Genomic DNA, 11595 nt, shown 5'->3' with positions numbered 1-11595 from the left:
CGTGGATATAGATAAGGATACCTTAATATGCATCACGCACTTCCCTTGATCACTACCGTTGCGATGGGATTTGCTTTGGCATTAATCATGGGGTTCATTGCAGTTCGATTTAAAATTCCAGCTTTAGTAGGTTACTTATTAGCAGGTGTTGTTATCGGACCATTTACTCCTGGGTTAATGGCAAATGTTGAAATTGCTCAAGAACTTGCAGAAATTGGCGTTATGCTGCTCATGTTTGGGGTGGGTTTGCATTTCTCATTATCCGATTTGATGCACGTTCGTAAGGTGGCAATTCCTGGAGCGATTGTGCAAATGATTGTAGCCACAATATTGGGGGGTTGTACTGCCATCATGTGGGGTTGGAATTATGGGTATGCATTAATTTTTGGGCTTTCATTATCGGTTGCAAGTACCGTTGTTTTATTGAGAGCACTTGAGGAAAGGGGCGCTTTAGAAACAATTAATGGCCATATCGCTGTAGGTTGGCTTTTAGTTGAAGATCTCGCCATGGTTGTTGTGCTTGTCTTGCTTCCACCATTATCTCAATGGTTGGGTTCTAATGCTGTAGAAGGTATTCATAAGCCATTATGGTTTGTACTTGGTCTTACTCTGATAAAGGTTTCAACTTTTATTGCACTGATGTTTCTGGTGGGGCGTCGATTGTTTCCAAAATTGCTTTGGCATGTTGCGCGTACAGGTTCCCATGAATTATTTACTTTATGTGTTGTTACCGCCGCAATTAGTATTGCCTATGTGGCCGCGCAATTGTTTGGAGTTTCTTTTGCTTTAGGTGCTTTTTTTGCCGGGATGATTATGAGGGAGTCCGCTTTTAGCCGTCGTGCTGCCGAAGAATCGTTACCCCTGAGAGACGCATTTGCCGTGTTATTTTTTGTTTCTGTAGGTATGTTATTTGATCCTACAGTTCTTGTGAAACAACCAATGCAAGTTCTTACTGTGGTAGGTATCATTGTTATCGGAAAATCGATTGCAGCGTTTATACTCGTTCTTGCTTTTCGCTATCCTTTGCAATCGGCATTAATTGTATCCGCAAGTTTGGCGCAAATTGGCGAGTTTTCTTTTATTCTTGCTGAACTTGGGACGCGCCTCGGTCTTCTTCCAGTGGAAGGGCAAAGTTTCATTTTGGCTGGCGCATTGATTTCAATAGCGATTAATCCTCTTATATTTAAATTGATAAATCCCATACATGCTTGGGCAAAATCTTATCCTAAATTAATTGAGATTTTTGAGCGTTCAAAAGATCCTTTAACTGAATTACCGACGACAACCAAAGAAGAGTACCTTGCAGGGCAAGTTATTTTGGTAGGATATGGGCGTGTGGGAAAGCGTGTTGCTCAGTTACTTTCTGAAAAAGCAGTTCCTTATGTGGTGGTAGATGATAATCGAGAGTTAATAGAAGATTTGCGGATTTCTGGTATCCCAGCAGTTTATGGAGATGCATCTAAACCATCTGTGCTTGTTCAAAGCCATATTGCTCATGCTAGCATGCTTGTACTTGTGATATCAGATACGGTTCATGTAAGAAAAATGATTCAATATGCAACGCAACTCAATCCAGAGATCGAGATTGTTATCCGTACACATAATGAAGAAGAGGCTACGTTGCTCCAAAAAGAAATAAAGGGCAAAGTGTTTTTTGCAGAAGGTGAAATAGCAAATAATATGGGACTTTATACTTTAAATCGCTATGGAAAATCTCCAAACTAACGGTATATCTATTCATTGTTAATTAGGGGAGCAGTGGTAAAACAGCAGCACAAGAGGTATCCTGATCCCGTTGATTAACCAAGTAATGCAAAATTAATGAGTATTAGAATGATAAGAATTGAACTTCTGCAAAATAATCTTGATGCGATCCCTGAGCTTGCTCTGATGTGGCAAGAAGGACTTGGAAAAATTTGGTTACCTGATGTGCCTTTGGATGTTGTAGAACAGCGTTTTCTTGACCATGCAAATAATGAAACGTTACCAATGACTTTTGTGGCATTTGATGACGAAAAGCCAGTTGGTATGTGTAGTTTACGTGAAAATGATGGGATTCGCCCTGATTTAATGCCATGGCTAGGCTCTTTAACTGTAAAACCAGAGTATCAAAGACAAGGACTTGGTCAACGACTCATTGAGGTAATTAAAGAGCAAGCAAAAAAAATGGGATATGAAGTACTTTATCTTTTTGCTTTTGATCGAACAATCCCAAATTATTACCAATCATTAGGATGGAACATTATAGATAAAGACAGTTTCAAAGGACATCCTGTAACCGTAATGGAAATTATAATATAAACCCTAATCATCTCCTCGTTTATCCTTAGTAATCTCCAGATAAGCCTGAATTCAATCATCGTATCTTGAATCGGTACATTTGTTTTTTTTTTGCGCTTTTTAAAATTATTGACTAGCCTTTACTTTGCAGTAAAAAACATTTTATTAGCAAAAAATATTAAGGAGATAAAAATGAATCAGAATATTTTTCAAGGAAAATGGATGGAAATAAAAGGTCAAATGAAGCAATTTTGGGGAAAACTTACTGATGATGATCTTAAACAAATTGAAGGCAACCAAGAAGAAATTTTTGGAAAATTAAGAAAACATTATGGTTATACCCAAGAAGAAGCTAAAAAAGCAGTGCAAGATTTTCAAAGAAAAATTCATCATTAATCGTTAAACGGGAATTTAAAAGGAGTTTTAAAATGGAAAACAGAGGAATTGTTAAGTCCGGTGAACTTACCGGCTCTAAGGTTATGAATCCTGCCCATGAAGACCTAGGTGAAATTGCAGAGGTTGTTATAGATAAACAATCTGGCAAAGTGAATTATTTAGTATTAGATTTTGGAGGCTTTTTAGGGTTTGGAAATAAGTTTTTTGCAGTGCCCTGGAACTTATTTTTATACAATAATAAAGAAGACTGTTTTATTCTCAATGTGGATAAACAGCGTTTGAAAAATGCCCCAGGCTTTGATAAAGAACATTGGCCAAATTTTTCTGCACCTGAATTTAAAACTACAATAACAGGTTTTTATACAGGAGATAAATAATGAAAATTTTATCAGGACTCCTGTTTAGTACTTTAGTTTGTTTCTCTGTAGCTTCATTTGCGAATGATGAAGCGACGGGTTCGAACTCTAAGACTAAAACTTCAATGAGTTCAAATTGGGTTTGTACTACTAATGCAAGCTCTAGTGATAAAAAAACAGACCAAGATGCTGATAAGAGAATGTCCGAGCATTCTGGTTCTGCTACTAAATCATTTTCTTTTGCACAAAAGCATTGTCGAGATTGTACACAAATCACATGCGATATTAAAAAGTAATCTCTATTACCTGCATTTTTTACCAGAAATGCAGGTAATTTCTCCTAAAAATTATTGTCTTTCAAATAATTAAGTATATTCCTTAGTTCACCTTGATCCACAAATCAATTATTTTTTTAATTTGATTTGAAGAATTAAATAATTCTTCCTATGCTAAAAAGAGTTTTCGGTAATTCATTATATGCCAAAGGAATGCTAATGAACATTTTAAAAACCCAGGTCTTGAAGGGCCCGAATTATTGGTCGAACTACAGAAAAGAACTCATCGTTATCAAACTAGATTTAGGGAAATATGAAGAGCTTCCCACCAATCGCTTAATTGGGTTTAAGGAGCGATTGATACAAAATCTTCCTAGTTTAGACAAGCATCGTTGCTCTTTGGGTATTGAGGGTGGATTTTTAACCCGCGTCGAAGAAGGCACCTGGTTGGGTCATGTGATAGAGCATGTTGCTTTGGAGTTACAGTGCCTTGCTGGAATGGATTGTGGTTTTGGCAGAACTTATGGAACTAATGAGTATGGGGTTTATCAAGTCATCTATGCATACCAAATTGAGGAAGCGGGTCTGTACGCGGGACAGGTTGCTGTTAATTTCATCCATTCCATAGCCGAGGGCAAAGAGTATCCTGTCGATGAGGCAATCAATCACTTAAAAACAATTTTTAAACAAAAAGGTTTGGGACCTAGTACTCAGGCGATTGTGGATGAAGCGACAAAAAGAAAAATCCCTTGGAAACGCTATGAGAATACTTCATTAATTACATTAGGATATGGTCGAAACCAAAAAAGGATTTGGGCTTCAGTTTCTTCGAAAACCAGCTCTATTGGTGTCGATATTGCTTCTGACAAAGAACTTACTAAGCAGATTCTTAATTCAAATCTTATTCCCACGCCTAAAGGATTAATTATTAGGTCTGAGGACGAATTGCATAATGCAATAGAACAATTAGGATTCCCATTAGTAATAAAGCCTCACAACGGGAATCATGGAAAAGGGGTAACTACTAATATTACAGATCTCCATAAAGCAATTTTTGGCTATGAGCTCGCGAAAAAAATTTCCAATGAAGTGATAGTTGAACGTTTTACTGCTGGAGATGATTATCGATTTTTGGTAGTAAACTATAAAGTAGTTGCTGTAGCAAAACGTACTCCCGCTCAAGTTAGAGGTGATGGACGACTTACAATTCATCAATTAATTCAAAAAGCGAATGAAGATCCAAATCGGGGCGAGTGTCATGAAAATATGCTGACTACCATTAAGATGGATGAATCCACTTTTTCTATTTTAAAACAAAACAATCTAACTCTAGAAAGCATTTTACCTAATGGTCATATTTTAAATTTAAAAGAAACTGCCAATTTAAGCTCAGGCGGCACTGCAAAAGATGTTACCGACGCGGTTCATCCCTTTAATATTTTTCTTGCGGAGCGTGTAGCAAGACTAATGAATTTGGATATTTGTGGAATCGATGTAATTGCAAAGGACATTGGTTCTCCTATAAATGAAAATAATGGAGCGATTATTGAGGTAAATGCAGGACCAGGTTTAAGAATGCATTTATCCCCTAATGAAGGTACACCACGTAATGTAGCGGAACCTATTTTAAATATGCTTTATCCATCTAATTTAACTTCACGAATCCCAATAGTTGCAGTTACAGGAACGAACGGAAAAACATCTGTTGTCCGGTTGATTGCCCATCTTGCTCGTTTTGCGAATCATTATACGGGCCATACCACAACGGAAGGGATTTACATCAATAATAAACTGATCTTTAGCGGAGATTGCAGTGGACCTGCCAGCGCACAAGTAGTTTTGTATGATCCTGAAGTAGATTACGCAGTCTTAGAATGTGCTCGAGGTGGAATTTTACGCTCAGGTTTAGGGTTTGATGAATCAGATATTAGTGTGATTACTAATATTACCGGAGATCATTTGGGATTAAATGATATCCATACTCTTGAAGAATTGGCCGAGGTGAAAGCCGTTGTCGCGCGGAGTACGAAGGAAACAGGTTATGCGATTTTAAACGCGGATGACGATTTAACTTATGATTTAAGAAATGATTTAACGTGTCATATTGCTTTATTTAGTATGTTTGAAAATCCAAGGATTAGGAAGCATTGCAGTTTAGGTGGGTTGGCCGCGTATCTTGTTCAAGGCAATATCGTAATCCAAAGGGGTTCGGAGCGAACGGTTTTAGCAGATATAAAATCAATACCGCTAAGTTTTCAAGGCAATGCAACTGCTATGATTATGAATATATTAGCGGCCACATTAGCTGGCGTAATCAGTCATTTTTCGATGGAAAAAATAAAAGAAGCTCTTCAAATATTCTATCCTACGGTTGAAAACCTTCCAGGGAGAATGAATCTTTTTAAATTCCAGCATTGCCAAGTTATGGTCGATTATGCTCATAACGAAGGTGCATTTTGCGAATTAAAAAATTATCTTGATTCGCTTCCTTGTACTAAAAAGATAGGAATTATCGGGGTGGCTGGCGATCGGCGTGATGAAGATATCGAAAAATTAGGCTATCACATTGCTTCTATGTTTGATGAGATCGTCATTCGTCATGATAAGGACGGAAGAGGACGAACGCATCATGAAATAAATCGTCTTCTTGTTGCCGGCATACTGCGTTCTGATTTCAAACCGTCTTTAAATATCATTTCAGATGAGCTTGAGGCAATTGAGCATATGATGGAAATAGCCGAGCCAAATACTTTTATCTTTTGCGCCGTGGAGGACGTATTTGAGACGACTAATTTTCTCAAGAAAAAGGAAAAACAAGCGATGCTGATGAATGAGGTTTATAATGACACCCAAAGCTAAGTTATTGATCATCGGGGGCGCTGAGGATAAGGGTGATGAGGAACCTTTGGATATTTTGGAGCAAAAAAAAGAATTTACACGTTATGAAATTCTTAATGAATTATTGCCGCCCTCGAATAAGAAAATTGAAATTATTACTACCGGTTCTGAAATTCAGGATGAAGTAAAAAAAATTTATCAAAAAGTTTTTCAAAACATGGGGTATAACAATATAGGATTTCTGCCCATAAAAAATAGAAGCGAAGCACGTCAAGACGAATATTTACATAGAGCAAAAGAGGCTGGCGCTATTTTTTTTACTGGAGGGGATCAGTTTCGTTTATCCACAATATTAGGTGGTACTCCTATTGTCGATATTATTAAAGAAAGATATCTGGAGGATAATGAGTTTATTATTGCTGGAACCAGTGCCGGGGCTATGGTTATGGGGACGGTCATGATTACTGGTGGCGGTTTATCAGAGGCTTTAAGATATCGAAATTTACTCACTTCTTCAGGTTTAGGAATCTTACAGTCTTGTGTTATTGATACCCATTTTATCAAAAGAGGACGATTTAGTCGTCTTGCGCATGCAATTATTATGAACCCCGAGCAACTAGGTATTGGTTTAGGGGAAGACACTGCCCTGGTGATTCGAAATGGATCGGATGCAGAATGTTATGGCTCAGGGATGGTTGTTATTATTGATGGAAGAAATATTGATCAAACGAACATTACTGAAGTTGAAGAAGGGGAGCCCGTATTTGTTGAAAATTTGATCGTTCACCTTTTGGTAAAAGGATGTCAATTTTCAATTGCAGATCGTACGCTGGCGAACCCTGCAATCCCTCTAAGTAAACACAAGTAACGGAATAAGCCTTATGAATAAAATTGCAATCGCAGTACATGGTGGAGCTAGTGAAAATTATACTTTTTTGCAAGAACATCAAAAAGAATTTGAACAGGGTTTAGCTAAAGCTACGGAAACGGGTTATGCGGTGCTCGAGAAAAGTGGTTCTGCTTTAGATGCCGTAGAAGCGGCGGTTGCGTTGCTTGAAGATAATCCTCTATTTAATGCAGGAAGAGGCTCCGCGTTAAACTGTCAAGGTGAAGTGGAGATGGATGCTTCAATTATGAATGGCAATGACCTCGATGCTGGGGCAGTGTCCATGGTTCGTTCGGTAAAAAATCCGATTCGTCTTGCGCGATTAGTGATGGAGGAAACACGACATGTCTTTCTTTCTGGATATGGGGCTTTAGAGTTGGCAAAGAAATATGGTATGGAAATGGAAGCTGAGTCGTATTTTACAACTCCATATCAGTATGAGGTATATGAAAAGCTTAATAAAATAGAAACTATGGAAGAAATTCAGAACAAGAGAATGAAAGGAACTGTAGGTGCTGTGGCTTTAGATTTACAAGGAAATCTTGCTGCGGGGACATCAACAGGTGGAACCAGCAATTGTCTTCCAGGACGAATTGGAGACAGTTGTGTGATTGGCGCCGGATGTTATGCTAACAACAGTACCTGTGCAGTCTCAGGAACTGGCGAAGGTGAGTATTTAATTAGAAAGATGGTGGGGCATACTATATCCATGATGATGGAGTTTAATATGCCATTACAAGAGGCATGTGACTATGTCATTCATGAACGCAATAAAAAGTTAAATGGAGAAATGGGTATCATTGCTCTTAATCAAAAGGGTGATTTTGGGATTTCTTTTAATACAGAAATCATGAAAAGGGCTTGGAAAAGTTCATCGCTAGCAATTCAAATTAAACTTTTTGATTGAATAAAACGGTAATCAGGTTAAGACGTTTTATTTCATATTGAGATTCCCGGGCTCTGCTTAGTAACCTCTTCGGTTCATATACTTATCTTCACCCGGGGCTAAATGATTTTATAATGGGGGTGGCGGTCGGCGACCAAGTAACCCCAGCACCAAGAATACGACAAAAATAACCAGAAATAAAAAGAATAATATTTTCGCAATTCCTGCTGCAGCTACTGCAATACCGCCGAATCCAAAAGCTGCGGCAATGATTGCAATAATGAAAAATATGAGGGCCCAGCCTAACATGATAACCTCCTTGTATTTTTCTTGAATGAGATTCATGTTTAATTATAGACCCTATACGTTAACTTAGTTATAGAACAGCTAAAGGAATGCCAAGTTTAGTGCTGCGAAACTTGAGGTTTGCAAAGAGACTTCCTTGGTTTTGTTGCGTGCATTCAGGCTACAATAGCGGAGGATACCTCATCCCGAGCGTACTACTTCCACCTCACCTTAAGTTTTCTTTGACTTATAACAATACCCACGAGGTGGAGGCTGTAGTGAGGGACCCCAAAAGACAAGTTTGAGTAAAAATCAGGAGAGCCTTCGTCGAAAACTCCTCAGGATGACTTAGTCGTGAATACAATGATATTTAAGATAATGGCGAGCATAACTCAACTAATGTGCCATCAGGACAACGCACATAAGAAACCAATTGTCCCCAAGGTTTTTCCATAGGTTCTTGAATTGATTGAGCACCCGCTGCGACAGCTTGTTCATGGGCTTGTTGGACTGAATCGGTAACTAAGGCAATTTCCATACCTAAGGGTTGACTCGATGAATCAGCTGCTACATAACCATTAGGAAGATTGTGTGCACCTAAATGATGAGATGCAAAGGCAAGTGTTGTTTCTCCGGTTTCAAGCTCACCATAACCTGCTTCATGAAAGAAACGGGTTTTTATATTAAAAGCCTCAGAAAAAAAGGCCAGAGAAGCTATGACATCGTGGACATAAATAATGGTATATCCGAATTTCATAGATTTAGCTCCTTGTTATTTGCCGCATTTAACGCGTCAACTAGAAAAAATATGAGGGTATAGAGAATTTAAGATATATATTGTTCCTTGCTTATTATGTAAGCAACGCAAATGATTTCGGTTCGCGCCATTAGCTCATAATCGCAATGACCAGTAAACCAATTGCAATGAAGCCAATTAAAGCTAAACTGGAGTTACCCCCTGGTACTAAGTGAGTTTCTGTTGTAACTAGGTGGGATTTACGTCCTCGCCATGCCATAATTGCGGGCAATAACAATAATAAAATGACACAGCAAATACCTGCATAGCTTAAAGCATGTAGATAGATACCAGGATTTAATAAGACTACTGCTAGTGGAGGAAGGAATGTTAAAGCCAAGGTATATTTTCCTTGGTTTCCAGATTTCTTCAGTTTTAGTCCATCTGCCAAAAAGTCAAACAGCCCCAATGAAACTCCTAAAAATGCCGTAAGCATACAGATGGAAGTAAAAAAGCCAAAGAATCCGCTAATCCATTGATTTTGCACGGATTGGCTTAAAGCTTCAGTTAATCCGCTTGTCGCATGTTCTGAACTCATCAACGCCAGGAGGCCATTTTCTCCTTCGCGGGAGACAACCCCCATAATGACTGCATCCCAAACAATGTAGCATGCAAGTGGGATAAGTGAACCTAATAAAATGACACGTTTTAAGCTTCGTGTATCATCTCCAAAATAGTCACGTAAGCTCGGTATTATTGATGCATAACCAAAAGAAGTAATTAAGATCATTAAGGTGCCAGTGAAGGCACGTGCTGAACCATCCGTTAAACCCAAAGTTGAGGCATGGGGACTAATAATCGCGACTAATAAAACATAAATGCCTAATTTACCAAACATTAAACCGCGATTGACATAATCTACTGAGCGGATGCCTTTATAAACAATTAAACTAAATAAAAGTGTAAACAGGATTGCAGTGACACTATTAGGCAAATGGATATTCAATTTATGTAATAAACTATTGAATACATCACTACCACCTGAAATATAAGCTGAGAGTAGGGTGTAAAGCAAAAATAAGTAGGTGATCCATGCGATGATTTGACCAGGTAAACCCAATGTAGATTTAGCCATGGAAATCATATTGCTTCCTGCTGGAAGTCGTAGATTGACTTCTAACATTAATAATGCACCTGCAGTCATGACCATCCAGCAGAAAAATAGGAAAAAAATTGAATTGCTAAAGCCTACTTCTGCTGTAGAAACAGGTAGGGCAAGCATCCCGCCACCTATAGAAGTTCCTACTATAAGTAATATTCCGCCTACTAGTTTTGAATTGATCATGAGATATAATCCAAAATTGTTTAAAAATAATTCAATATGATACTTTGTTATGCATTTTTAGTCAATGTATCACATAGTCCCTGGTATGCACAAAGTCCTGAGTGATGGCGTTTCATTCTGATTATCTACACAAATTCCATAGTTCGTGTATTAATAATCCGATAGAAATAACAATTACAGCCCCCTGGGTCCATTTACCTCCGGGAACGATAAAAACAGAACGATGACTTTTTCTGCCAAAATAACACATTAATGCAGGTAAAAGTAGTAGGAGAATGATACAAAAAATACCGGCATAACCTAATGCATGAAGGTAGGCGCCCGGGTAATAAACAACAATCAGTAACGGAGGGGCAAAGGTCAGTAAAAATAACCCGATGCCATGATTTCCTCGTTCGCGCAGCTTTAATCCATCGGCAAGAAAACTATACAAGCACAGGGAAACGCCCAGGAAGGCAGTCAGCATACAGATAGAAGTGAAAAAATTAAATAAAGCACTGATCATAGTATTTTGCACTTTATTCGAGAGCATACTTGCTAAAGCACTAGTAGTATGTGGATTATGCATTAAGCTCTCAAGGTTTTGACTTCCTTCAGAGGGAAGGGCGCCCATAATTACAGCATCCCAAGCCAAGTAACAAAATAGAGGAATTAGCGAACCAATAAAAATGACTTTTTTCAATTGTTTCACGTCATCATCAAAATAATCTCTTAAATTGGGAACAATGATGGCGAATCCGAAGGAGGTAATTAAAATCATAATGGCGCCACCGATATATTGTATGTCACCATGACGTAGATGTTGTAGTTCAATATGTGGGGCAATAAGCAGTACTAATAGGAAATAAACAGCCAATTTACCAAACATCAGGCCTCGATTGACATAGTCCACATAACGAATTCCCCCATAAACAACCAGTCCAAAAAGAAGTGTAAACAACAAACTTGCCTGCCAATCAGCAAGATGCAATCCTATTTTAAGAAGTAGGCTGTTTAATACATCAGCTCCACCTGAAATATAAGCGGAGAGTAGGGTATAAAGTAAAAAAAGATAGCTTATCCAGGCCGCAAGCAAGCCATAATTACCCAAGGTGGCTTGCGCCATTGAAACCATATGCTTTCCTCGGGGTAAATAAAGATTGGCTTCAAGAATAAAAAATGCGCCTAGGGTCATAAAAACCCAGCAAAGGAACAGAAAAATTGAAGACTGCCAAAAACCAGTGGCTGCATTGGCAACAGGCAAGGCGAGCATTCCTCCGCCTATAGACGTACCAACAATTAAAAGAATTCCCCCAATAAATCTTGAACGCAT

General features: G+C 38.4%; 12 protein-coding genes. 8 read left to right on the top strand and 4 right to left on the bottom strand.

The features are described 5' to 3' along the window. Window positions 1–27 precede the first annotated feature (27 nt). The 8 genes from ACWTEW_RS12505 (at window position 28) to ACWTEW_RS12470 (ending at window position 7938) form a co-directional block, all read left to right on the top strand. On the top strand, window positions 28–1725 hold the full coding sequence (locus ACWTEW_RS12505) for a cation:proton antiporter domain-containing protein (protein WP_454781963.1): 1698 nt from the start codon (window positions 28–30) through the stop codon (window positions 1723–1725). A 108-nt stretch (window positions 1726–1833) separates the two neighbouring features. After that, window positions 1834–2301, top strand: coding sequence for a GNAT family N-acetyltransferase (locus tag ACWTEW_RS12500; RefSeq protein WP_454781962.1), 468 nt, complete (start codon window positions 1834–1836; stop codon window positions 2299–2301). Between the two features lie 171 nt (window positions 2302–2472). Further along, on the top strand, window positions 2473–2676 hold the full coding sequence (locus ACWTEW_RS12495; RefSeq protein ID WP_454781961.1) for a CsbD family protein: 204 nt from the start codon (window positions 2473–2475) through the stop codon (window positions 2674–2676). 32 nt (window positions 2677–2708) lie between these two features. Further along, window positions 2709–3053 carry a PRC-barrel domain-containing protein gene (locus ACWTEW_RS12490; RefSeq protein WP_454781960.1) on the top strand — a complete coding sequence of 115 codons (345 nt, stop codon included), beginning with the start codon at window positions 2709–2711 and terminating at the stop codon, window positions 3051–3053. Continuing rightward, entirely contained in the window at window positions 3053–3328 is a 276-nt protein-coding gene (locus tag ACWTEW_RS12485) for a hypothetical protein (RefSeq protein ID WP_454781959.1), read from the top strand. The genes ACWTEW_RS12490 and ACWTEW_RS12485 overlap by 1 nt, the downstream gene beginning before the upstream one ends. Window positions 3329–3526: 198 nt before the next feature. Further along, a complete protein-coding gene (gene cphA, locus ACWTEW_RS12480; RefSeq protein ID WP_454781958.1) occupies window positions 3527–6166 on the top strand; it encodes a cyanophycin synthetase in 2640 nt (879 codons plus the stop codon). Then, on the top strand, window positions 6150–7013 hold the full coding sequence (locus ACWTEW_RS12475) for a cyanophycinase (protein WP_454781957.1): 864 nt from the start codon (window positions 6150–6152) through the stop codon (window positions 7011–7013). Before cphA ends, ACWTEW_RS12475 begins: the two co-directional genes overlap by 17 nt. Before the next feature lie 13 nt (window positions 7014–7026). Next, window positions 7027–7938, top strand: a complete 912-nt coding sequence (locus tag ACWTEW_RS12470; protein WP_454781956.1) for an isoaspartyl peptidase/L-asparaginase family protein — start codon at window positions 7027–7029, stop codon at window positions 7936–7938. A 108-nt stretch (window positions 7939–8046) separates the two neighbouring features. On the opposite strand, the gene ACWTEW_RS12465 is transcribed toward ACWTEW_RS12470, so the two are convergent. From ACWTEW_RS12465 to ACWTEW_RS12450, 4 genes are all read right to left on the bottom strand, one after another. Beyond that, entirely contained in the window at window positions 8047–8226 is a 180-nt protein-coding gene (locus ACWTEW_RS12465) for a DUF1328 family protein (RefSeq protein WP_454781955.1), read from the bottom strand. A 346-nt stretch (window positions 8227–8572) separates the two neighbouring features. Beyond that, entirely contained in the window at window positions 8573–8959 is a 387-nt protein-coding gene (locus tag ACWTEW_RS12460; RefSeq protein WP_454781954.1) for a VOC family protein, read from the bottom strand. A 130-nt stretch (window positions 8960–9089) separates the two neighbouring features. Next, on the bottom strand, window positions 9090–10283 hold the full coding sequence (locus ACWTEW_RS12455) for an amino acid permease (protein WP_454781953.1): 1194 nt from the start codon (window positions 10281–10283) through the stop codon (window positions 9090–9092). A gap of 121 nt (window positions 10284–10404) precedes the next feature. Continuing rightward, the gene (locus tag ACWTEW_RS12450) at window positions 10405–11595 is read right to left on the bottom strand and encodes an amino acid permease (RefSeq protein ID WP_454781952.1); all 1191 of its coding nucleotides are present in this window, start codon (window positions 11593–11595) and stop codon (window positions 10405–10407) included.

It is taken from the genome of Legionella stuttgartensis (genome assembly GCF_977063405.2).
The sequence above is the reverse complement of the archived record's forward strand: the minus strand, read 5'-3'. Positions and strand labels throughout refer to the sequence as shown.